At 47.7% G+C, this 24,378-nt stretch carries 20 protein-coding genes; 7 read left to right on the forward strand and 13 right to left on the reverse strand.

The window, feature by feature from the left end; translation table 11 throughout:
* Positions 1–41: 41 nt before the first annotated feature.
* From C6W44_RS01955 to C6W44_RS01995, 9 genes are all read right to left on the reverse strand, one after another.
* Positions 42–1,862, reverse strand: coding sequence for a GAF domain-containing hybrid sensor histidine kinase/response regulator (locus tag C6W44_RS01955; RefSeq protein WP_227526323.1), 1,821 nt, complete (start codon positions 1,860–1,862; stop codon positions 42–44).
* A 35-nt stretch (positions 1,863–1,897) separates the two neighbouring features.
* Positions 1,898–2,689 (reverse strand): ThiF family adenylyltransferase, encoded by a 792-nt coding sequence (locus C6W44_RS01960; protein ID WP_199774498.1) that lies wholly within the window; start codon positions 2,687–2,689, stop codon positions 1,898–1,900.
* A 125-nt stretch (positions 2,690–2,814) separates the two neighbouring features.
* A complete protein-coding gene (locus tag C6W44_RS01965) occupies positions 2,815–3,822 on the reverse strand; it encodes a TatD family hydrolase (RefSeq protein WP_105246387.1) in 1,008 nt (335 codons plus the stop codon).
* A 501-nt stretch (positions 3,823–4,323) separates the two neighbouring features.
* Positions 4,324–6,567: a type II secretion system secretin GspD gene (gspD, locus tag C6W44_RS01970; RefSeq protein ID WP_105244010.1), complete on the reverse strand. Its 2,244-nt coding sequence runs from the start codon at positions 6,565–6,567 to the stop codon at positions 4,324–4,326.
* 205 nt (positions 6,568–6,772) lie between these two features.
* Positions 6,773–7,675 carry a type II secretion system protein N gene (locus C6W44_RS01975; protein ID WP_105244011.1) on the reverse strand — a complete coding sequence of 301 codons (903 nt, stop codon included), beginning with the start codon at positions 7,673–7,675 and terminating at the stop codon, positions 6,773–6,775.
* On the reverse strand, positions 7,676–8,506 hold the full coding sequence (gene gspN / locus C6W44_RS01980) for a type II secretion system protein N (RefSeq protein WP_105244012.1): 831 nt from the start codon (positions 8,504–8,506) through the stop codon (positions 7,676–7,678). It abuts the gene before it with no gap.
* A 162-nt stretch (positions 8,507–8,668) separates the two neighbouring features.
* Positions 8,669–8,992 carry an H-NS family nucleoid-associated regulatory protein gene (locus tag C6W44_RS01985; protein ID WP_105244013.1) on the reverse strand — a complete coding sequence of 108 codons (324 nt, stop codon included), beginning with the start codon at positions 8,990–8,992 and terminating at the stop codon, positions 8,669–8,671.
* A 477-nt stretch (positions 8,993–9,469) separates the two neighbouring features.
* A complete protein-coding gene (gene ssb, locus C6W44_RS01990; RefSeq protein WP_105244014.1) occupies positions 9,470–10,072 on the reverse strand; it encodes a single-stranded DNA-binding protein in 603 nt (200 codons plus the stop codon).
* Positions 10,073–10,210: 138 nt separating this feature from the next.
* The gene (locus C6W44_RS01995) at positions 10,211–11,575 is read right to left on the reverse strand and encodes an MFS transporter (protein ID WP_105244015.1); all 1,365 of its coding nucleotides are present in this window, start codon (positions 11,573–11,575) and stop codon (positions 10,211–10,213) included.
* 823 nt (positions 11,576–12,398) lie between these two features.
* Between C6W44_RS01995 and uvrA the strand changes: the two genes are divergently transcribed.
* Together uvrA and C6W44_RS02005 are read left to right on the forward strand one after the other, a co-directional pair.
* On the forward strand, positions 12,399–15,311 hold the full coding sequence (gene uvrA / locus C6W44_RS02000; protein ID WP_105244016.1) for an excinuclease ABC subunit UvrA: 2,913 nt from the start codon (positions 12,399–12,401) through the stop codon (positions 15,309–15,311).
* A gap of 336 nt (positions 15,312–15,647) precedes the next feature.
* Positions 15,648–16,490 carry an SDR family NAD(P)-dependent oxidoreductase gene (locus C6W44_RS02005; RefSeq protein WP_105244017.1) on the forward strand — a complete coding sequence of 281 codons (843 nt, stop codon included), beginning with the start codon at positions 15,648–15,650 and terminating at the stop codon, positions 16,488–16,490.
* A gap of 269 nt (positions 16,491–16,759) precedes the next feature.
* Here the strand turns inward: C6W44_RS02005 and C6W44_RS02010 are convergent, their stop codons facing one another.
* On the reverse strand, positions 16,760–17,041 hold the full coding sequence (locus tag C6W44_RS02010) for a DUF503 domain-containing protein (protein WP_105244018.1): 282 nt from the start codon (positions 17,039–17,041) through the stop codon (positions 16,760–16,762).
* Between the two features lie 158 nt (positions 17,042–17,199).
* Here C6W44_RS02010 and C6W44_RS02015 point away from each other — a divergent pair, with 158 nt between their 5' ends.
* The 3 genes from C6W44_RS02015 (at position 17,200) to gorA (ending at position 19,939) form a co-directional block, all read left to right on the forward strand.
* On the forward strand, positions 17,200–17,988 hold the full coding sequence (locus tag C6W44_RS02015; protein ID WP_105246389.1) for a threonine/serine ThrE exporter family protein: 789 nt from the start codon (positions 17,200–17,202) through the stop codon (positions 17,986–17,988).
* Entirely contained in the window at positions 17,989–18,441 is a 453-nt protein-coding gene (locus C6W44_RS02020) for a threonine/serine exporter family protein (RefSeq protein WP_105244019.1), read from the forward strand.
* Positions 18,442–18,583: 142 nt separating this feature from the next.
* Positions 18,584–19,939, forward strand: a complete 1,356-nt coding sequence (gene gorA, locus C6W44_RS02025) for a glutathione-disulfide reductase (RefSeq protein ID WP_105244020.1) — start codon at positions 18,584–18,586, stop codon at positions 19,937–19,939.
* 170 nt (positions 19,940–20,109) lie between these two features.
* On the opposite strand, the gene C6W44_RS02030 is transcribed toward gorA, so the two are convergent.
* The gene (locus C6W44_RS02030; RefSeq protein WP_227526324.1) at positions 20,110–20,481 is read right to left on the reverse strand and encodes a hypothetical protein; all 372 of its coding nucleotides are present in this window, start codon (positions 20,479–20,481) and stop codon (positions 20,110–20,112) included.
* A gap of 191 nt (positions 20,482–20,672) precedes the next feature.
* Between C6W44_RS02030 and C6W44_RS02035 the strand changes: the two genes are divergently transcribed.
* Positions 20,673–21,424, forward strand: a protein-coding gene (locus C6W44_RS02035) for an IS5 family transposase (protein WP_105246391.1) whose coding sequence is annotated in 2 segments (ribosomal slippage) — positions 20,673–20,880 and positions 20,880–21,424 — 753 coding nt in all. Because the reading frame shifts where the segments join, the coding sequence is not laid out codon by codon here.
* Between the two features lie 254 nt (positions 21,425–21,678).
* Entirely contained in the window at positions 21,679–21,888 is a 210-nt protein-coding gene (locus tag C6W44_RS02045) for a hypothetical protein (protein ID WP_105244022.1), read from the forward strand.
* A gap of 9 nt (positions 21,889–21,897) precedes the next feature.
* Here C6W44_RS02045 and C6W44_RS02050 read toward each other — a convergent pair whose 3' ends face one another.
* Together C6W44_RS02050 and C6W44_RS02055 are read right to left on the reverse strand one after the other, a co-directional pair.
* On the reverse strand, positions 21,898–22,539 hold the full coding sequence (locus C6W44_RS02050; protein WP_105244023.1) for a GNAT family N-acetyltransferase: 642 nt from the start codon (positions 22,537–22,539) through the stop codon (positions 21,898–21,900).
* A gap of 96 nt (positions 22,540–22,635) precedes the next feature.
* Positions 22,636–24,237: an FAD-dependent oxidoreductase gene (locus tag C6W44_RS02055; protein ID WP_105244024.1), complete on the reverse strand. Its 1,602-nt coding sequence runs from the start codon at positions 24,235–24,237 to the stop codon at positions 22,636–22,638.
* Between the last annotated feature and the right edge of the window lie 141 nt (positions 24,238–24,378).

Genomic DNA, 24,378 nt, shown 5'->3' on the forward strand with positions numbered 1-24,378 from the left:
CTTAACCTTTATGATAAAGGTTAAGCTTTTTTATTGCCCCGCTATTCTTGATTGGATGACTGCTGAATCAGCCAATACTGCACCAGCGCATTGAGCTGCTCTTGTTTAAAGGGTTTGGTACAATAATCCTGCATCCCAACCTTGAGATATTTTTCACGCTCGCCGTCCATCGCGTTGGCCGTCAAAGCGATAATCGGCGGCAAAGACTGCGGATCATAGAGCTCGTGTAGCTTGATGGTGGCCTGTACCCCGTCCAAAATCGGCATATGATGATCCATCAAAATCAAATCATAGCGATCAGGCGATACGGCAAATATCTCAAGCGCTTGCTGTCCATCCGTGACGTGGGTGACGATATGCCCACTGTTGGTCAAGGTTTTTTTGGCAATAATGGCGTTTACCGCATCGTCTTCGACCAGCAAGATATGACCTGCCCGCTCATGACTTGGCTCATCTGTGATGAGCTCATTGGCGTTCTGCCAAGTTTTATATTTGGCAGCATCGATGGTTGGCAGCGGTAGCAGGACACTAAACGTCGTGCCAACGCCCACTTCGCTGTCGACATTGATTTCACCGCCCATCAAGTCTACCAACGACTTACAGACAGATAGCCCAAGCCCTGTACCGCCATAAAGCCGGTGCGTCGACTTATCCGCTTGATCATAGGCATCAAATATCGCCTCTAACGACTCAGGCTTGATGCCTACCCCCGTGTCTGTCACCTCGATACATACGGTCATATAGTCAGCAGACACCGCCGTATCATCGGCAGGGTGGTCACTCGATAGATTGGCTGGTACGCGGATCGCCTCACCTGAGTGATAATGATTGTCATCAGCGTGGTCGGTATCGTCGACACAGTGGCAGTTGGGCACGTGCTTGACCGCGATACTCACCTGCCCCCCTTCACGGGTAAACTTGATGGCATTATTGACCAGATTGGCGATGATTTGTTTGAGCCGTATCGGATCGCCTTGTACATAAGGCGATAACGATTCCGTATAGTGATAATCTAATATCAGCCCGCGCTGACGTGCCTTTATCGCAAAGAGGCTCACCACCTCGTTGCATAACGTGGAGAGGTTGAGCGGAATGGAGTCAAGGGTCATTTTGCCAGATTCAACTTTTGATAAGTCCAAAATCCCATTGATAATCGCCATCAAATGCTCATTGGACACCTTGATATTGTCCACGTATTCTTGTTGCTCGTCACTAAGCTTCGTCTCGCTTAGCATCTCCACCATACCAATGATGCCATTCATCGGTGTCCGTATCTCGTGGCTCATATTGGCCAAAAAATCCGACTTCATCTCATTGGCATGCTTGGCATTACGCTGCTTGTCCTGTAGCTGTAACGCATCTGCTGCGATCAGGGCAAATTGCGCCAGTACTTTCGCTTGCGACTCATCAAAGTCGTCGTGCGGTTTGGTATCCATCAGGCACAAAGAGCCCAAGCGAAAGCTTTTATGATCCTCGTGTAAGATAATGGGCGCCCCTGCATAAAATCGTAAATGCGGTGACTCGGTAATCAAAGGGTTTTGGCTAAAGCGGCTGTCTTTTGATAAGTCCGCCACCACAAAAACGTCATTGGAGAGCACCGTATAATTACAGATTGCCACTTCACGTGAGGTTCGGCATACCTCACCTAAACCATGGGCAGACTTGAGATATTGCGTCTCCTCGTCCATAAAGGTGATGGTGACAATCGGCATGCCAAAAAAAGACTTGGCAAGCTCTACCAAACGCTTAAATGCAGGCTCATCATTGTCATTGAGCACTTGATACTTTCTTAGCTTGTTGATGCGCGCAGCTTCATCGACTGCGACCGGATAGCTGAGCGTTGGCAAGTTGGTTGTAGACAAGATGGACTCCATTTAATAATCTCAGACGGTTGGAATTACGCGGTCTGCTTTATCAATAATTGTAACGCTTCGCTCACCATGACCATGGCCACCACTGAGGTGACGACGACGGCTGAGCCATAACCACCACAATGCAAGCCTCCTGTTTGACAGCTCTTATCTACTCGTGGCGGCTCTGTAGAGTAAACACATTTGATACCAAACTTATCTTTTAGCTCGCGGTTGATGCCTTTTTCGTGCCGGAGCTTGTTGCGTAGCTTGGCCAGTAGCGGGTCTTGATAGCTCTCACGCAAGTCACTCACTCGAATTTGGCTTGGGTCTATCTTACCACCAGCGCCCCCAGCACAGACCAGTTTTAATTTGTTAAAACGGCAGTGCAACGCGATGGCCAGTTTGGCATTCATATCATCCACACAGTCGAGCACCACAATCGGTTTGCCCTGCTGGGCGGCTGTTTTGGCCACATTGCGACTGGGCAATAACGCTGCGACATTCTCTACTGTCAAAAAATCATCGACCAAGTTTACGGTGATTTTTGGGTTAATCTCCTGCAGGCGTGTGGCCATCGCTGCAATTTTACTTTGACCAAAGGTGCTGTCTAGTGCCGGTAATTGACGGTTGACATTGGAGGCGACCAACACGTCCAAATCTATCAAGGTAATGGTGCCGACCGCGGTTCGAGCCAGCGCCTCTGCCGCCCAAGAGCCGACACCGCCCACCCCGATGACATAGACGTGAGCGGCGGCAAAGGTGTCTGCCGCTGCTGCGCCATAAAGCGTCTTGGTGCCCTGAAAGCGGCGCTCATACTGCCCATCTTCGGCTTGCATCGCCAAAGGCGCGTTGCTCATCGCTTCATTTATTTGCTCAAAACTTTTTGTATCACTTATCACAGATTCAACGCTCTTTTAAATTGAAATGACTTGTCTACATGATGCTTGATTTTCTACCCTCATTATACGGGATAAGGCCAACGCGTTTGTAAAGCATCATTGCTGTTTTGCCATAATTGTTTGGCAAGCTCGTCGATGGGTATCTCAAGCAGCTCACTGAGACTCGCCAGCACCCATGGCAAGTTGGCCGGTACATTCCTATTATGAGCACATCCCGCAGTAGACGGCGCGCCCCACTCATCATCTGGAGACTGGCCTAATGCCGATGCGCTGTCGCCTGCCGTCTGACACATGATGGGCGTCATATCAGGGCAATCCGTCTCTAACACCAAGCATCTGATGCCATGCGCTTTTACCGCCGCACTAATCGCGCGGCGCAGTTTTTTGGCATTGGGATTGGTGACTTGCCCCGTCACTCCCAGCTTAAAACCAAGTTTGACAAAAGCCTTGGCTTCTTGCTCGCCGCCGCTAAAGCTATGGGCGATACCACCGAGCTGCTGCGCGTCGTAGTCGTGCGCTTTTAACATAGCCAGTGCCTCTGCATGTGCCTTACGGATATGCAGCATCACAGGCAACTGATGCGCCACTGCCATGTCCAGCTGTGCGCAAAAAAACTGCTGCTGCTTGGCAAACACGGCAGGGACTTTCATGGCATCTGTAAAGGTATCTAGTCCAATCTCACCAATGGCGATAGGACGCTTTTGCCCCAACATTTGAGCCATATCCGCCAAGTGCTGGTCAGTATGCTGCTCAATATAAAAAGGATGCAAACCTAACGCAATATGCGTGACAGGCATCGGCGGGCGGTCACGATTGTCCCCATCTTTGTCTTGAATTGCATCAGTCGCCGTGAGTGCGTGCTTGGTCTCATACATACGCTCGAAATGACGCGCCAAATACCCCACCAGTACCAAATGATGCACCCCTCGCTCATAGGCTTGTTGCGCAAGGGCTGTGCGGTCATGGTCAAATACAGGCGCATCAAAGTGTGTGTGCGTATCGATGAGCGGGTAGATAGTAGATATCCTCTCATAGTCATGGCTAAGGGTTGATGAGTCGCTAGCAGTCATAATCGTCACTCCACGGCACGTATTGGGTCTCTGGCAGCTGTCTTTACCTTGGTTTTTTGTATCGCCGCTTGACTCGGCCGTGTCATAAGTGGTCTGCGCAGCTCTCATGGCAGCTCGTGGCAGACTTCCGGCTACTACGCCGAGGGATCAGTAACAAAGCCGCCGCGGTTAGCCCCAAGGCCAGCCACTTTTTTGTTGGCTGCTTATGGTCTTTATACTTGTTGTCTTTATGCTTGGTCATTTTGATGCTCTGACATGATAGCTACTCTTGATACTTGCTTAGTTTTTTTGGCAATTGGTACCAACAATCACTTATTACCCATTATTATACGGCGATATCAAGTGTGCTATGTGTATCTGTGTTATGAATGCGCAAGCTAATGTACGATGTCATGTGCGTGATTACATCATGATCCGGCCTCGTAAGCGCGTTCGCTTTATGCCGGATTGATGATAGTGAATTAAAAAATTGGTGAATTAAAAACCAGCTACCATCAGCCATCAGCGCTTTAACGGATAGGTGGTGATACCGCTGCTTGGACTGTCCACTTTTGTAAATCCTTGCGGCGCAGCAGTTGGGGTTTGATCGCGCTTGGGTACGAGAGGGTTGAGCGGCATCAGCTCATAGTCGGCGCTGACATTGCCATTCCAGCCTTCTGTACCGCTCAAGGGCAACTGTTTGATTGTGCCGTTTTTATCAATGACTAGCTGTAGCACACGCATCTGATTGTATTTACGCTCAGTGACACTCGCGACCGCACCGCCATCACGTAAGATGGTGGGCTGCAAAAATATGATTAGATTGCTTTTTTGGGTGCTGTCGTTGTCTGAGCGAAACAACCGACCAATCACAGGGACATTGCCCAGCCCTGGGACTTTTTGTTGGCGGGTGGTGGTGTTGTCACGCATCAGGCCACCTAAGGCGATAGTCTGCTGATCGTCTGCCAAAATCGTGGTATTAATCAGGCTTTTATTGGTAATCAGTCCGCTCGCGTTGCCAGTACTGCCAGGCACCACCGATGAAACCTCTTGTGAGACCTCAAGGCGTACCGTGCCATTGTCACCGATATGCGGAATGACATTGAGATTGATACCGATGTCCTGACGATCAATGGTCTGAAAAGGATTGGTCGAGGAGTTACCACTGGTCGTATAAGAACCTGTGACAAAGGGTACGTTTTGCCCGACCAATATACTGGCTTTTTCGTTGTCCAACGTCAAGATAGAAGGCATCGATAGCAGATTGGCACTGGTCGTCGAGTCAAGCGCTTGTAAGATTGCGCCATAAAACTGAGTGTTGCCTTGGCTGTCTTTGCTGCTATCGCCGATACCGACCAACGCGCCTGCTATCGAGCCGGCAGCGGCGCTGATACTCGACCCACCTGCTAAAGCGGCGGCGGCAAGCGAGGTGGCACTAGCGCCCACGTTATTGAAGTTGACCACGCCGTAGCCGCTATTGGCATTGCCCAGCGCCCACTGTACGCCAAGCTGGGTGGCATCATCGCCTGATACTTCGACGATCGCTGCCTGAATCAACACTTGCGCGCGGCGACTGTCTAGCTGGTTGACGGCATCTTCGATCTCAAACATCAGCTCAGGGGCGGCGTTGACGATAACGGCGTTTTGGGTTTCATCAGCAATGATACTAAAGGGTCGACCATTTGCACTGGCGCTGCCAGCACCAGCGCCTGCAGAAGACAACGCCGATGCAGCCGTACTATTCGTACTGGTATCGTTGGCAGCACTGCTCAGTCCTGCCCCGGCACTACTGGCGTCGTTTAGGGAGGCAGATTCCAAAGTAGAAGTCGCCCCTGCACTATTGATCGACTGATTGGCCAGCAGTCCGCGTAGCATCTCTGCAATATGACTGGCACTGGCATACTTTAGACGAAAGACCCGTAAGCCGCTAAGACGCCTGCTAGGCGTGGTATCTAGTTGATTTACCATCTCTTGTACTTTGGCGATCATCTCAGGGCTACCCTTGACCAATAGCCTATCGCTGGCACTATCAGCAATCACCTTCAGCTGATTACTACCGCCTTGTGCTTGCCCGCTGCCTGCACTAGAGACCAACGCGCTGATCAGCTCCATCATACGCTCAGAATCGACATGGCGTAACGGTATCACGCGCAAGCTATCATTGACATTGCTGTCCAAATCACGGATGAGCGCCGTCAGCTGATTGAGGCTATCGGCGCGATCAGACAACACCAGCGCATTGACACCAGGTACCGCAGCAGCATGGGCAGACTGCGGCATCAGGGGCCGAATGACGCCCAATACTTCTGCCGCCTGAGTATTGGTTAGATAAATCACGCGTGTGGCCAAGGACTCACCGACACTATCTCCGCGCAAATCGACGGCGACGCCAGATTGCTTGGCGACATTATCAGGCACCAGCTTGACCGTCGTACCAGAATCAATCGCGGCAATGCCATTGACCTGCATCACACTCAAAAACAGCTGGTAAATCTCATCACGTGATAAGGCTTTGTTTGAAATCACCGTTACATTGCCATTGATACGCGGGTCGAGGACGAAATTTTGATTGGTGATGGTCGCCACTTCATTGATAAACGCCTTGATATCAGCGTCTTGTAAGTTGACCTTCCAGCTCTCAGCACTCGCAAGCCCTGTACTGGCAGCCCATAGCGGTATCGCCAGACATAAAGGACGACACATACACATCAGACGCTGCATAATACGCTGCAAAGGCGTGACTGAAAATTTGTGAGAACTGACCATATTGATAATTACCTGCAGTGATATTGCTAAATATGTACTGGCTTTAGGTCAAAACCTACCTAGCCAGCATTTAAAACCACTATGTGAGCGTGAAGACTCAAACACAACGATACAACTGAGCGAACGCTTAATCCATCTGGTGATGGGCTTACTATAAATGTGATAAATACAAAGTCACAACCTTGCCGCAACCTGTTAAATGGCATCAAAACTGCTGACGAATGGTGATCACTTGCTCGCCGCGCTGCACTTGTATCTGCGCCTCGCCAGTTTGCTGGACTTGCTGCAATATGCCAGCGTCTTGGGCAGGATTGTTGCCCACACTTTGCCCATTGACCGTGATGACCTTATCCCCTGGCTCAAGACCCAAGCGATTACGCAGTTGCGCTGGCATCGCCGCCGTCACTTGATAGCTCTCTCCTGACGCCATCACCCCCATTCTACTCAGATAGCTGGCGGGGTTTTCTTGCAGCTCGGTGACCGCCTCGGCGATGGCTGATTGCGGACTACTGTCACGATCATCGCTGCCTGTCATGGCCGCCTCATTGTCTATATCAGCTGGCAGCGGCGCGGTAGGCAACATCGTATGATCTGGCAAACGCTGGTTGCTCACCGCACCTGCTATGTTATCGCTTTGATCCAGCGGCATCGCCTCAACCATTCTAATCACAGTTTGCTTGTCAAAGGCATCAGCGATGACGACAGCATTCCAATCGACGGCCACCAATGCATAGTCGCTACCTGTCAGCGTATCACCGATACGATAGTTTTTTACCTCACCATTGACATCGAGTAATGCCGACGACTGGCTCTCTGGCATAGCGAGCAGCACCCCTTTTAACTCGACGTTTGGTGGCGGCTGCACAGGCGCTGCACTCGGCTCGGGGTCGGAGAAGATCGCAAACAAACCTGCGTTGTCATTGCCTGAAGCCGTGCTGCTTTGTAATGGCGCTAAGGGCAAGGCTGGTGCGAGCGGTGCCGCCAGCAAGAGCCAAAATAGCCGCGCCGCTGTCCAGCACAGCCATACCATGGCCAAAAACAGCAACCAACCCGAAAAGCGATTTAGGATATTGAGTACAGGCTTGAGGTTTGCGCTCATATTCAGCATTTACTGCGCCCCCAAACCAGCCAATAAAGGCTGACGCACACTGACGACTGGCGTATCTTGCGGCGCTTGTCCTTTATAGTCAGGCATATTTTCTAGCAGACGTTGGGTCAAACTGACATCTAGCATATTATCGCCATCGATATATAAGTCACCCAAGCGCTTATCTTGTTGGTTTAGTAGATTGATATGCAAAAGGTTTTTGTTGTTTTTTTGCTCAGCGCTCAGCTCAGCACGCAGCGCAGGCATGGTGATATAAAATACCTTACCGCCACTTGGATAGCCAACCTCGCCGCCCACCCACGTAAGCTGACCATCTGCTTGGCTAAAGCCTGCCGCCTTGGCGCTGGTCGCTGATTCATCGGCGGCGGTACCGCTAGCTGTCTGGCGTTTGAGCGAGACATTATTGACCTGAATTGGTGTATTGGGCAGTTGCCAATCGATGATACTGGCAAGGGTGGACGGGGCAATTTTGCCACTCATATTATCTACCTGCCACGAGTGCCAGCCTATTTTTACTTGCCCATGCAGGCGGGTTTGCTCTGATTGGATATCAACCTTGGCACCGAGCTTACCGAGCAGCAACTGCCAAGGCTGCCATGACCAGTCGGCTGTCCCCGTAAGCGAGCTTGCTGCCACAGGCATCTGCCAAATAGCAGACCCTTGCCAGAGATTGCCCGATACGTGCTGCACATAAGGCGTATCTGGCGCATACTTGTTAAGCACCCATGCGGCAGGCATCTGCAGTACCGCAAATAGCGCAAAGAGCACCAGCCCAACGAGCCACCACAGCTTACGGGGACGCTTATGAGACGATGCAGATACTTGGGGCACAGTGTGATAACTCTTATATAAGACAAAAACGTCATTATCATAACAAACAATGGCATACAGATGACAGAAAAAAAGCCAGTATCTTTTTACCAAAAGACTGGCAAAAAAGATACTGGCTTTTATCTGATGCTTGGCTCAGCAACCAGACGCTGGCTGTGCTAATTAAACAGCAAAGTCTTCAAGTTTGCGACCTGCGGCCAACGCCTCTACCAACCAGGTAGGCTTGCGGCCACGGCCCGTCCACGTCTCTTCGCTGTTATCAGTATTGCGGTATTTAATACTGCGTTTTTTCTCCAGCGTCTCACCGGCTTTTAAAATCTCTTCGATGGTGGTATTGCTGTCTTCTGCAATTTTTTCGAACTGCATATAAGCGTCATATAAACGCTGATGCTGTTTTTTAGCGATAAGTTGCTGAGCGTTTTCGGTAATGGCACGTAGCTCATCAACGCCTAAACTATCTAAATCAATAGCACTATTTTTAGTCATAATAAATCCAACTCTATAATAAAATAACAATCTTAATGATCTAATGAATCATTAAGGACGTAACTGACTCAGTATCTGAGTTAGCACTTAATCATATGATAACGGCGTTAAGATTATAAACCCATTAAATGTCATCTGCTTTAAAATAGCTCAATATCGCCATACTCAAACCAAAAAAAAAGGTTTTGGGTCATAAAGTTTATTCGCAAAAGTAATATAAACAAAAATATCGCTTATCACAACAGTAGTTTTTTATACATTTTTGTATAGACTCAGCAGACAGTAAACTTAAGTAAATTTTTAATCCACTATTACTCCCCATTATTTCTTAATTTTATAAAAAATCATATTTAATAACAAACAAACTTTGTTTTTATTAAAAAAAATCAATAATAAAAACGGATATAAAAATAGCTCAATGATATTATTATCAATGAGCTACAGAATTATAAATACAACATCTTGTTATTGTATAAGTTAGAACGGAATATCATCATCGACTGGACCATCAGGCATCGCTGTTGGCTTAGGCTGAGAGGCATTTTGCGCTGGCTGATTGAATGGATTTTGCTGAGGATTGCTTTGGTTGTTATAAGCATTTTGATTGTTATAACCCCCTTGGTTACCGCCCTGCGCCATACCTTGAGCTGCTACGCCGCCTGCTTGGTTGTAGCCACCTTGCTGACCAAAGCTGTTTTGACCGCCTTGATTACCATAGCCCCCGCCTTGGCTTTGACCGCCACCGCTTGCGCCATCGAGCATCTGCATTTGCTCAGCGCGAATCTCGGTGATATAGCGATCTTGACCATTTTGGTCTTGGTATTTGCGCGTGCGCAAACTGCCCTCGATATAGACCTTACTGCCTTTACGAAGATACTGCGCTGCAATCTCGCCTAGACGATTAAAGAGTGAGATACGATGCCATTCGGTCGCTTCTCTTTTTTCGCCACTTTGCTTGTCTGTCCACTGCTCTGATGTCGCAACCGAGATATTGGTCACGCTACCACCGTTATTAAACTGACGTGCCTCAGGGTCTGCTCCAAGGTTACCGATGATGATAACTTTATTAACTCCGCGCATGGTACCGTCCTTTTATTTATGAATAATTTAGTGAATCGTATTTATGATGATTCAATGAAGGCAATGTGCCCCATCATCGTTAATGCTATCGACAATACGATTTTACAGTGATTTGATTTTACTTTAACCAATTTTTATTTAAATATCTAGTGGGCTTTGGGCCAGATGCGACAGTACTTGTCGCGAGTCGTCGGTGAGCTGGGTTTTGTCCAGCTTAAGATAGGCAACCTGTTCTTTTGCCATCACCACCAGCTCATCTACGCCATCTACCGCCAGCATTTGCCGCGACCAGTCTTGGATATTGATGTTTTTAGGAAGGGTAATGGTGGTACTTGATAGATACGGCGGCTGGGCGATCGGAAATATCAGTAATAGCGCCGCGCCCATAATCAGCGCCAGTACGCCCCATGCTAGCAAATTTGGCTGCGTCAAGAGTATGCCGCCCAGCGCCCCGCCGACAAAGGCACCAAAAAACTGGCTGGATGAGTTGAGTCCCATCGCTGTGGCTTTATTGGCGACTGGTGCACGCTTGGATATCCAAGAAGGTATCGTCGCCTCAAGCAAGTTAAAGCCCATAAAGTATAAAAGCAACCCCAAAACAATCCCAATGCCCACATGGCTACCCAGCGCCAGTAATGCCAGTGCCGCAGTCATCAGGCCAATCGCACCCAAAAACACCTGACGCATTTTGCGCTTTTTTTCTGCGACAATAATAAAAGGTATCGCTACCGCAAAGCCAATAAACAACAGTGGCAAATACACCAAGCCCTGCTGACGAACCGACAAACCCAGCACCTCAGAGAGCTGATGCGGCAAGAGGACAAATATCGCCGTCATGGTCAAATGTAAGGCAAAGATACCAATATGCAGACGGTTTAAATCGCCGATTTTTAGCACGCTGGCCAACTGCTTACCGATAGATTTATTGTCCAAGTTATGTTTGAGCACTCGTAGCGGCGTCGGCACCACAAACAGTAACATCATTGCCAATACCGCAAAGCCCGATGTCAGCCAAAACAAGCCTGACATACCAAGCGAGCCGACCAACAAAGGGCCAAATGCAAAGGCCAACATAATAGAGGTGGCAATGGTCAAGCCCATCGTCGCCATCGCTTTGGTACGCATCTCCTCGCGCGTGACATCAGCGAGTAGCGCCATCAATACCGCCGACACCGCACCACTTCCTGCCAGCGCCCGACCGATGATGACCTCATAAATATCGGTGGCGTTGGCTGCAATCATACCGCCCAAAGCAAACAATATCAGACCCAAAAAGATAATCGGCTTACGCGGAAACTTGTCAGCAGCAAGGCTCATCGGTATCTGAAAAATCGCCTGACCCAGCCCATAAACCCCGACCGCCAAACCAATCAAAAACGGCGTGGCATGCGCATAATTGTCGCCATACACCGAAAACACAGGCACAATCATAAACAGGCCAATCATACGCAGGGCAAAGATGCCGCCGACCCCAAGGATTGCCCGTTTTTCTACGCTATTCATACTTGCCTCACAGGTTTATCATTGCTGATATAGTCGATTCACTCTAAAAATGACGACCAGTAGGACCATACTTATTTTAAAATAGATTAGCCATACATCAATATCACAGTCGATCTATCAGGGCACTCACCTACAAATCAAGCCCTCTAAATTAAGGCCCCTAGTATAAGACATTCGCCGTTTGGTTGCCGAGACTTTTGTTTTTTGTTACCAAGTGCGTCTCTAGCGGCTTTTTGCCTTGAATAATGCACGCATCATGACAATAAAGTACAACGTTATCAACAAGGTTGCAGATTCGCTTGAGCCATTAAGTGCTAACTAAGACAAGCGTGCTGGTCAAAACCATAACAAAGGATACCTGTTACGTAACACAGATTTGATTTAGATTGGCTGAGTCTAACAAAACTTGTGAGATAAAAACGGCCTAGATGGTTTAGCCGCCTTAAATGATTTGGTTAAAGATTACCCAGCTTATAAAAAACGCGCGCGAAAAAGCACGCACTAAAAAATAGGGTAAAAACCGCAGCGAGGCCTGATAAAGCCATTATAAAACCCAAAGCACTAAAGAAAGCGTATCGTCTATAAAAGTATCGCTTATAAATCATTTGTAAATAGTTATTGTAAAAACATAGCTTGCAAAAACGCTGTTTATAAAAACCAGCTATCTTTTGCGTCACTATTTTGACCCTCATACACTTTAAAAATAACATAGCGCGACTGGGATGCTGTTTTACATGGCTAGTTTAAATGTAGGTTGCGCTCACTACTTCTTATACATCAGTATTTTTATCCATCACTTTAGCAAATAGGAAACCTATCACCGATGGCAAATGACCACATTGCAATACGCGGCGCCCGCACGCACAACCTAAAAAACATCGATCTGGACATCCCACGCGATAAGTTCGTGGTAATCACAGGTTTATCAGGCTCTGGTAAATCGTCATTGGCCTTCGACACCTTGTATGCTGAAGGACAACGTCGTTATGTCGAGAGTCTGTCTGCCTATGCGCGTCAGTTTCTCTCACAAATGGAAAAACCAGAAGTCGATAGCATCGAGGGACTCTCCCCTGCGATTGCCATCGAGCAAAAATCGACCAACCATAATCCACGCTCAACCGTGGGTACGATTACTGAGATTTATGACTATCTGCGTCTATTATACGCGCGTATCGGCACGCCTTATTGCCCCGAGCATGGTGAGCCGATGGTGGCGCAGTCTGTCACCGAAATGGTCGATCAGATCATGGCGCTGCCGACAGATACCAAGCTTATGATACTGGCTCCTGTAATTCGTGAGCGTAAAGGCGAGCATACGGTCCTACTTGAGCAGCTGATCGGACAAGGCTTCGTCCGTGTGCGTGTCGATGGCGATGTCTATGATACCGACGAGCTACCCACGCTCGATAAAAAGAAAAAACACACCATCGAAGTCGTCGTCGATCGTTTTAAAGTTCGCGACGATTTGGGCAACCGCGTCGCCGAAAGTCTCGAGACTGCCCTGCGCTTAGGCCAAGGTCTGGTCACGCTACACTTTATGGACGGCAATCCAAACGCAGACAGTGCTGACGACCAAGTGATGTCAGCCAAGCACTCCTGCCCTGTCTGTGATCGCGCCGTGCCTGAGCTTGAGCCGCGGATGTTTAGTTTTAACAACCCCTACGGCGCTTGCCCAACTTGTGATGGACTCGGTAAGCGTCAGTATTTCGCTGCTGAAAAGCTCATTACTCATCATGAAAAATCGCTCAACCAAGGCGCGATCAATGGTTGGGATAAGCGTCATGCCTATTATTTTGGCCTGCTCTCTACCGTCTGCAAGCACTTTGACATCGATATGGATGCACCGTGGCAAGCACTGCCAAAAGCGCAACAAGACATCATCATGCACGGCTCTGGTAAAGAAAAACTGAGCTTTAATTTTACCGATGAGCGCGGGCGCAAGACCAATAAGACCGTACCATTTGAAGGCGTACTACCCTATCTTGAGCGCCGTTATGCCAAAACGCAAAGTAACCTTGTGCGTGACGAGCTGGCAAAATATCTGGCTGACACCACCTGTAACGTCTGCGATGGCGCGCGTCTCAATGAAATCTCGCGCAACGTGCGTGTCGATGAGCAGACCATCGCCGATATCGTCAAGCTATCTATCGGTGATGCTGCTGACTATTATAAGACCTTAAAGATCGGCGGTCATAAAGGCGAAGTGGCAGAAAAAATCTTTAAAGAGATTAATGAGCGTCTAAACTTCCTCGTTAGTGTCGGGCTAGATTATTTAACCCTTGCTCGCTCTGCTGAGACGTTATCGGGCGGGGAGGCACAGCGTATCCGTCTTGCCAGCCAAATCGGTGCCGGTCTCATGGGCGTGATGTATGTGCTCGATGAGCCGTCCATTGGCTTGCATCAGCGTGACAACGATCGCCTGCTAAAGACTCTAACGCGGCTGCGTGACTTGGGTAATACGGTACTGGTCGTCGAGCACGACGAAGACGCCATACGTCAAGCCGATCACGTTATCGATATCGGTGTCGGCGCAGGCGTGCATGGCGGTCATATCATCGCCGAGGGTACGGTCGATGAAGTGATGGCAACGCCAGATTCGCTCACCGGACAATATATGTCGGGCGAAAAACGCATTGAGATACCAAAAGTGCGGCATAAAGCCAAAACCGTAGAGGTCGAGGTTAAAGGTAAAGCGAAAGCCAAAACTAAAAAGGTACCGATGACTATCGAGCTCAAAGGCGCCTCAGGCAACAACCTAAAAGACGTCGATCTGAGCCTGCCCGTTGGGGTGATGACTTGTGTCACGGGTGTATCGGGTTCTGGTAAATCAACGCTGATTAATCGTACGCTTATGCCTATCGCCGCCACACAATTAAACAATGCGTCTACCCTTATCGCGGATAAGCATGAGAGCATTAGCGGTCTTGAGCATTTGGATAAAATGGTCGATATCGATCAAAGCCCAATTGGTCGTACCCCGCGCTCCAATCCTGCGACGTATACTGGCGTCTTCACTCCCGTGCGTGAGATGTTCGCCCAAACACCAGAAGCCCGCGCACGTGGTTATAAAGCTGGGCGCTTTAGCTTCAACGTCAAAGGCGGACGCTGTGAGATGTGCCAAGGCGACGGTCTCATCAAAGTTGAGATGCATTTCTTACCGGATATGTATGTGCCGTGTGACACCTGTGAAGGCAAGCGTTATAACCGCGAGACCTTAGAGATTCACTATAAAGGCAAAACCATCGCTGACGTGCTCGAGATGACGGTAGAGGACGCCACTGAGTTCTTCTCGGCGATTCCAGCGATCTATCGTCGCCTACAAGCGTTGATGGATGTGGGACTGAGCTACATTCGCTTGGGTCAGTCTGCACCGACGCTTTCTGGCGGTGAAGCGCAGCGGGTGAAACTGGCACGCGAGCTTGCCAAACGCGACACGGGACAGACGCTATATATCTTGGATGAGCCAACCACAGGTTTGCATTTCCATGATATCGATAAGCTGCTCAACATCTTGCATGCGCTACGCGATAAAGGTAACACCATCGTGGTCATCGAGCATAACTTGGATGTCATCAAAACTGCCGATTGGGTGATTGATCTTGGCCCTGAAGGTGGTAAAGGCGGCGGCATGATTATCGCGGAGGGTACGCCAGAAGAGGTCGCAGAGGTCGAAGGCTCACACACGGGTGAGTTTTTGAAGCCGATGCTTACGCAGGTGGTTTCTGAGGCGGGTTAGTTTAGTTAATTGTTTGGTTTTAATTTAAAGGCTGCTCTTTTGGGAGTGGCCTTTTTTGTTGAGTACGGTTTAAGCCTAGTGTTAGTATAAAGAATACAAGAGATAGACTCACTTAAAAAATGCACTCAAATATGAGCGACGATAATAACAAGCAATTAAATCATCTTGCAATCAGATGTTTTAGAGATATTGCAGATCAAGATTACATTCACGCTCGGCTTGCCCATAAACGTAGTTTATCAATACAGTTTTTATAGTTATCACTGCACCATGACGACCGATAAAATAGAATGCGTATCCAAAATTAAATCATTATTAAAAGTATAAGGATAACTTATGACGAAGACGATTTTAATTACTGGTAGCACCGATGGCATTGGTAAACTTGCCGCTCTCAATTTAGCAAAAGCGGGACATCAGGTATATTTGCATGGCAGAGATGCCGACAAGCTTGATAGCGTCATTATGGAGGTCAAAGCAGTAGCGACAGGCGCAGCGACAAATAATATCGATGGATTTGTGGCGGATTTGTCAGACCTAAACACCGTCCGTGATATGGCGGCCGAGGTCAACAACAAGCTAGCAAAGCTTGATGTACTGATTAATAACGCTGGGATTTATACCACCAGCTCGCCCGTGACCAAAGACGGACTCGACGTGCGTTTCGTGGTTAATTATTTAGCGCCTTATGTATTAACTAACGCCTTATTACCACTGCTTAAAAAATCTAATAAAGCGCGCATTATTAATCTAAGCTCAGCGGCGCAAGCACCAATATTCTATCCCGCATTTGCAGGGAACGAACGTCTTGACGACAAAGACGCTTATGCGCAAAGCAAGCTGGCACTCACGATGTGGAGTATGGACTTAGCCGATACCGTCGCAGATAATAATATCAACGTCATCGCGGTCAATCCTGGCTCGCTACTGAATACCAAAATGGTCGATGAAGCTTATGGCAAATATTGGTCATCAGCAGATAAAGGCGCGAACATTTTAACTGAGCTTACCATATCCGATGAGTTTGCTAACGATACAGGTAAATACTTTGATAATGACATTAAAGACGGCGCTAACGGCGATGCTAGAGGTGAGTTCGGACAACCGCATGCCAATGCGCTAAATAAAGACGCTATTGCCGAGCTGAACCGCCGCACGCAAGAGGTATTATCACTGTAATTGTCTCACTTTAAAAACGATACAGTGCTATTGAGATGAATTTTGCGCAGCATCGATAAGTGCGAAGCGCACAGCCCGTATGTTGGATTGACGAAGAAAACCCAACGATTCATATTGTACAAAATTATCCTGTTGGGTCTCGTTCCTCGACACCAACCTACCTTGCATTATTCATAGTTAACATTAGATCCGTCGTAGGCTGAGTGAAGCTTGCGATATCCAACCTATAGGTTAGACATTTTTCAGACTTAAGATAATTATCGTTTAACCTAAATAAACTCCCGCTCAACATTCATTACCCTTGCATCCACCGTGCGTTCTATTTTTTCTTCGATCTGACTGCATTGCGACTCGATGTCCCGTTTAGACAGTCCGACTATAACGAATGTCCATTCGCTGGCGTCATGCCGATCACGCTCACCGCTCTCACATACCGCGACGCTTGGCGTATTGCCAAAACGTGCGTGCAGGCCGCCCATACGTTGGCGCTTTTCTTTTAATGAGCTACAGCCAGGTAAAGAAAAGGTCAAAGTTAGAATGACGATATGCATTTTATTCTCCTTGCAGCAATGGTTTACGCCTTATAATAGTAGCAAATCAATAGCGCAAGTTATGCTATCGTTACCTTGCTATATCGATACGTCATCACTACTTCTCATCCCTTATAACCCCCATAAGAGCGACAGTAGCCAACATGCCCAGCTTACCCATGACCTCTATCAGCTACGTACAGCAACAGCGCATCACTCGACTCTGCGTGCGCTGCGGATTACTGCTTATGCAGTATGGCGCTGAGTCTGCCGTGGTGGTGGACTTATCCAAACGCTTGGGGCTCGCCTTGGGAATGAGTAGCGTCGAGTGTTCGCTAAATTTTAATGCGATCACTTTGACGACTATCTGTAATGAGCGTTGTATCACCACCACCCGAGATACGATCAATCAGAGCATCAATGTCAATTTATTGGTACAAATCCAGCAAATCGTCAATAAAACCGAAGCCACTGTCGATCGCAATGAGTTGATTGACCGCACAACCCTTGCGTTTGATGAGTTGGATAAAACGGTATATCCGACATGGCTAGTCAGTATATTTGTCGGCGCTTCTTGTGCCGCGTTTGCTTATTTGAATGGCGGCAGCTGGTCGATTACGGCGGTGACCTTTATCGCTGGTATGGTGGCAATGTTCACCCGCATCTACTTAGCAAAGCACCACTTCAATCCCTTTATCACCGTCATCGTGACGGCCTTTATCGCCTCTTTGATTGGGGCGACGACCTATTACTTTGATATTGGCAATAACGCCGATATCGCCGTTGCCTCTAGCGTGCTGTTGCTAGTTCCAAGCTTTCCTTTGATTAACTCTTTCTCAGATATCTTAAAGGGCTATGTCAATATCGGCGTTGGGCGCGCAGTTTTTACTTATATGCTGACCTTATCCGCGTGCGTTGGCATCGTGATGGCGCTGGTGTTACTACGCATACAGCATTGGGGGTTTTAGATGTGGTTTATTGAGACCGTTGTGCTGTCATGTATTATCACCCTTGGCTGGACGCTGATGTTTAGCGTACCCAAACGCTATATTTTACCGTGTTTGCTGATGACCGCTCTGGGATTCGGACTAAAAACCGCGCTTGTCTATCAGCATGTCCATCTGGCAGTGGCCAGCTTTTTTGGGGCGATGCTTGCCAGCTTTTTGGGGGTATATTTTTCTAAAAAATATACCCTACCGCCCAAAGCGCTGATCTCACCTAGTGTCATCTGTATGATGCCCGGTATCGCCGCTTATAAGGCGATGGTCAGTATGGTACAGATAGGCTATTTTGGTTTTTCGGACGAGTTATTTAGCCAAATGATGGTGTATTTGTTCGAGGCCTTGTTTGTGACCTCAGGATTGGTGCTGGGTCTGTCCATTCCTGGGTTGTTATTTTATAGACGTCGCGCCATTGTTTAGGTATCGTTTATAGTATGTTGGGTCCTTGCCCATTTTCTTCATAGCGGCTGTTTATGTTGTACCATACCCACAGTGGTCGGTTGCACCCTGCCCCGACAATACTCAAGACAGCACTTATCAATCATACATACAAGGATAAAACATGAGCAAACATTATGATTATATCGCCATTGGTGGCGGTAGCGGCGGTATTGCCTCGATCAACCGTGCAGCAAGCTATGGCAAAAAGTGCGCTATTATCGAAGCGGAGCAATTAGGCGGCACTTGCGTCAATTGGGGCTGCGTACCCAAAAAGGTGATGTGGTACGGCGCGCAAGTCGCTGAGGCGATTGAGAAGTATGCGCCAGATTATGGCTTTGATGTGGAATTAAAAAACTTTGACTTTCAAAAGCTGGTACAAAGCCGCCAGCAATATATCCAAAATATCCACCGCGCTTATGACAATAACTTAGCCAAAAACGGCGTAGAAGTAATCAAAGGCTTTGCTAAATTTGTCGATACCAATACGGTCGAAGTCGATGGCGAGCGTATCACTGCCGATCATATCCTGATCGCGACGGGCGGACATCCTATCAAGCCTAATATCAAAGGCGCAGAGCACGGCATCGATTCTGATGGTTTTTTTAAATTGACTCATTTGCCCAAACGCGTCGCTATCGCAGGCGCAGGTTATATCGCTGTCGAAATCGCAGGCGTACTCAACAGCCTCGGCGCTGAGGTACATCTCTATGTCCGCCAGCATTCACCGCTGCGCTCGTTTGATCACACTATCGTCGAGGCGCTGCTGATAGAGATGGAGCAAGACGGTATTCATCTGCATACCAACACCACCCTTACCGAAGTCAATAAAAACGAAGATGGCTGTTTAGAGCTATGTACCAAAGATGGCACGTTAGATACGGTTGATTGCTTGATTTGGGCGATTGGGCGCGCGCCGTCTACTGACAACATCAACCTACAAGTAACGGGCGTAGAAACCACCGAGTTTGGCAAAATCAAAGTCGATAAATTCCAAAATACCAATGTCGATGGTATTTACGCGGTCGGTGACATTATCGAAAACAGCATTGATCTGACACCAGTTGCCATCGCCGCTGGTAGGCGTCTGTCTGAGCGCTTGTTTAACAACAAGACCGATGAGCATTTGGTTTATGATTTGATACCGACGGTGATTTTTACTCATCCCGCTATCGGTACTATTGGTTTATCTGAGATTGACGCGGTGAAGCTACATGGCAAAGACAACATTAAGTGCTACACCTCGACCTTTGCCTCGATGTATAGCGCCGTGACTCAGCATCGCCAAAAGTGCGTAATGAAGCTGGTGTGCTTAGGTGAGGAGGAGAAAATCATTGGCCTACATGGCATCGGTTACGGTGTCGATGAGATGCTGCAAGGGTTTGCCGTAGCAGTGAAGATGGGCGCGACCAAAGCAGACTTTGATAATACCGTTGCTATTCATCCAACCGGTGCAGAAGAGTTTGTGACGATGCGTTAGTGGGCGTTAACGAGCGTTAATGGGCGCTAGATGAGCGTTATAGACGTTAACAAGTGTTATTGCTGTCAGTAGAAGCTGATCAATAAAGAGTAAACATATAGAGTTAAATAACAAAAGGAGTGCCGCTTGGACACTCCTTTTTTTTCATCGTTTGTATCTCATACCAACCACTATGGCGTCAATACCCATTCGCCATTGACATCACTGACCTTAAAAGCGCCGCTATCAGTACGACTATTGCCACCGATGGTTTGCGTGACATCAGCGGTACACAGATAAGTGTTGTCACCCTCAGTCGTATCACAGCTGACATTGTCTACGCTCTCAAGCGTTGGCATCATACCTGCCATCATGCCGCTCACAGCTTTTGCCATCTCATCATCGCCCGCTTGCACCATTGCATCGTCCATGATGCTATTGGCCTTGTCATACTGCGCCTGAATCAGCTCTTCTACGTCACTATCAGAGGGGCCGCTCGAGCAAGCGGCAAAGAGCGGTGTCAATACAACGATGATTGCTAATTTTTTTATACTTCTCATCATATTCTCGTTTCGATTAGGTAGTGCTCAAAGTATACCTAAACACCCTTTAAAACCCAACATAATTTCTTTGTCAATAGCACTGTTTTTTAGGATGAGCCGTTTATTCTTGCTAGGGCGTGTCTTCAATTGGATAAGGCATAAATAATAGTTACAATACCGCATCTATTGAAACGATGCGAGCAATACAAGTTATGGCAAGAAAAGCATTAACAGATACACTTTGGGATCAATTGCAATCGACGATGATAAAGTACGGCTGCTATCAAACTCAAAACAGCCGAGAGATCATGGAAGCCATACTGTGGAAACTACGCACAGGCGCGCCTTGGCGTGACATACCTGAAGAATTATGTTCATGGAAAACAGCCTATAGTCGCTTTAATCGATGGTCGAAAACTGGCTTATGGGAGAATTTTTTTTTAGCTTACGAAAAGAAATTGATACGGAATGGGTATTCACAGACGGAAGCTATGTTCGCTGTCACCAGCATGCAAGTGGAGCTCGGCGTGGTGCAGATCGAGCAATTGGACGAAGCCGTGGCGGCGCAACTACAAAGATACACCTATCCTGTGATGCCGATGGATATCCGCTCGATTTTAAAATCACTGGGGGTGACGTCCACGACAGTCAAGTTGCAGGTGAATTGATTGACATGATTGGACAGGCAGATTGCTTTATCGCTGATAAGGGCTATGACTCAGAGGCTATCAGAGATAAAGCTCGAAGCCATAATATGATACCTGTCATCCCTAAAAGGAAGAATACAAAACAGCCTAATCCAGAATTTGATAGCTACTTGTACAAGCTGCGTCATCTTGTTGAAAATATGTTTGCAAGGCTTAAACACTTTCGTAGTATCGCCACTCGCTATGAGAAGTTAGCTCGTAATTTTAAGTCAATGCTTTATCTGGCATGTACTATCGTTCATTGTAAGATGAATTGAAGACACGCCCTAGTAATTTGCTCTTTTNCAAGGCTTAAACACTTTCGTAGTATCGCCACTCGCTATGAGAAGTTAGCTCGTAATTTTAAGTCAATGCTTTATCTGGCATGTACTATCGTTCATTGTAAGATGAATTGAAGACACGCCCTAGTAATTTGCTCTTTTTATGCCTTAGCCTCAAGTGACTTACAGACAGTCCAATCTCCTTGCTGTTATTATGCCAGTATTCTAATAAACGATAAGAGAGTTGCAAGATGGTAGCCGTCTACCTTTATATTTTACCTGTTGGCTTAGGCATCATGACCTTGGCAGGAAGTTTGCTATTTTTATTCGCTTTTCTCATGTCTGATGATAATGCCACGCGCGTGCCCGCTTTTACTTGGTTTAAGCGTTTGATTATCGTAGCATTTATCTTGCTCAGCATTGGGCTATTTATGACTTTTGGTCACTTTTGGGGCGCATAAAGTCCGCTGTTATGCGTTAACGATTTTCTCAAGCTCCAATAGCACTAAGTCATCGCGTTTAGGCTCGCCATTATTGCCATCGACAGGAAACGGCATACTATTACCATTTAGCTGATAACCGCGGCGCTGATAATAAGCCAATAATTCAGGGCGGTGACTTAAGATGGACATAGTAAGACGGGTGGGTTGATTGTTACTTTTTAGATGTCTGTCAGCGAAAGTTTCGGCGGCCTGCAATATCACGTTACCGATGCCCGCTCCTTGCAGCTTTGGATGTACGGCAAACATACCGATATAAGCTTTGTTGCTATGAGATTTTTTATCTGAACCTGTCTCGACCTTTATATCGACAGCTATGCAGCCCAATAGCTCGCCTATCTCCTTGCCGCCGCGCTCGCCGGTATCGGTCTGTGGATAAACAAAAACATAGTGCTTAGGATTGGCAATGACGCCAGCTAGCTCGTCTGCTGTGGTGCGAATACCGCCCACCAAATCGGCCTCATTGGTCCAGCCTTCATCTTGGCGATAGCAGAGGTTTAAGAGTTGCTCTAAAGCGCTCACATCATTAGCATCCGCTTGCCGTAAAAATACTTTTGCTGCTTTGTCAGCAGTGTCATTGTCAGTTTTTTTGTTTTTCGCGGTATCAGTCATTTGGGTACTCTGTCGGGCTAAACATTATTGCTAATAAAAAGGGCTGACCTAATATACTAGGACAGCCTTTATGATAATTATTAACCGCTAATTAGTCTATGGTGATAGCGCATGGGCTTGCTCGATAATATCGAATCCTGCATTGATTTGAGCGCGTGTTGGCGCATGACCACGGCGTAATAATTCGCTAAAAGCAATCAGCTCTTTGTCTCGGCCTAGGGAGCTGGCGGCACTAGCGCGAGTATTCTCTCCTTCGTCATCAAAATAGTACTCGATGTAATCTAAATCGTCAGGCGTACCAAATAAAATGCCTTTATCTGGCGTCGCGGCATGACCACTATAGCGCAGGCTCTTGCCATATTGCGCCGTCCAAAAGAAAGGAATACGTTCCTCTAGCGAGTGGTCATTGTCTTCATTTAAGATGGCAGCAGCCGTTACCATGCCATGCTGTAAGGCCACGCGCCAATGCTCAATACGCATCCGTCCCATCTGATTGGTGGCTTTGGCAATATCGCCCAGTGCATAGACGCCGTCGCGTAGCTGTAAATGCTCATCAACTTGCACGCCATCGGGGTCATTTACTTCATTTAATAGCTCGGTACGTGGTGCCACGCCCGTACCCAAAACCACCACGTCCGCTGCCAGCGTACTGCCGTCTGACAGTGTGACACCGCTGACGTGACTGCCGTCTCCATCGATGCTCTCAACACCTGTACCAAACACAAAGCGCACCCCATTTTCTTCATGCAGTTTGATGAGCGCATTACTCACCGCCTCAGAGACGATATTGCTCATTACCCGCGCGCTACGACCAACGACAGTGATTGAGGCGGCCTCGCCTGCTTGCGATAACGCCGCTGCAGCTTCCATGCCGATAAACCCAGTACCGACGATGACGACGTTTTTGTTATCGGTAGCACCTTTGATCGCCTTAGCATCATCCATACTACGTAGCGTAAACACGCTTGCAAGATCAGCACCTTTAAACGGTGGTATCTTAGGTTCAGCGCCGGTCGCCACCACCAAAAAGTCTGCGCTTTGTTTTTCATTATCGCCGTTGTTATTTTCGATAATAATAGCGTTCTCATTGGGCAAGATTTCGCTGACTCGCTGATTCAGACGCAAGTCGATATTGTTTCTATCAGCCCAATTTGAGCCGCCTAAAATAAGTTTACTCTCGTCCATTTGACCTGCTAGAAAGGCTTTGGACAACAAAGGGCGATTATAAGGCGCTTTATTGTCGGCACTGATTAGGGTGATTTTGCCGCCATAACCAGTGTGACGTAGCTGATTGGCGGTCATAAAGCCTGCACCGCCGCCGCCGACGATGATGGTATGCGTATTAGCGAGCTGATCGTTATCTGCTCGCTCGTTGATATTGCTAGTAGTATCAACGATTAAGTTGTCGCCTTGCCTAGTCACGCTATAGCGCGTCAAGCCTTTCATCGCAACCGGCTCTATCAGCGAGCCATCAGTACTATCAAAAGTGCCATGATGCCAAGGACAAATCACGCGATTACCGCAGCGTAGTCCTTCACCTAAGTCCGCGCCTGCATGGGGACATTTACCATCAAATGCGCTAAACTCATCGCCATCGCGGGTGATTAAAATGATACTATCATCGTCTTGTTTGAACGACTTCATACCGCCATTTTTTATACCCTCTGCGCTAATAGTAATTTTGTTATTATCAGTCATAAGTTATCCTTAACGTTTGCTATTTCATTATTAGGTATTGATCGTTAGTTGCTTCTACTAGGCTAATTGTGAAGCACTACTTTTTTGATATTACAGATAAATAAGTACCATTAAAAATGGCGTTATCTTTAATAGTAGCAA

The organism is Psychrobacter sp. Marseille-P5312 (genome assembly GCF_900291405.1).
Classification (GTDB): domain Bacteria; phylum Pseudomonadota; class Gammaproteobacteria; order Pseudomonadales; family Moraxellaceae; genus Psychrobacter; species Psychrobacter celer.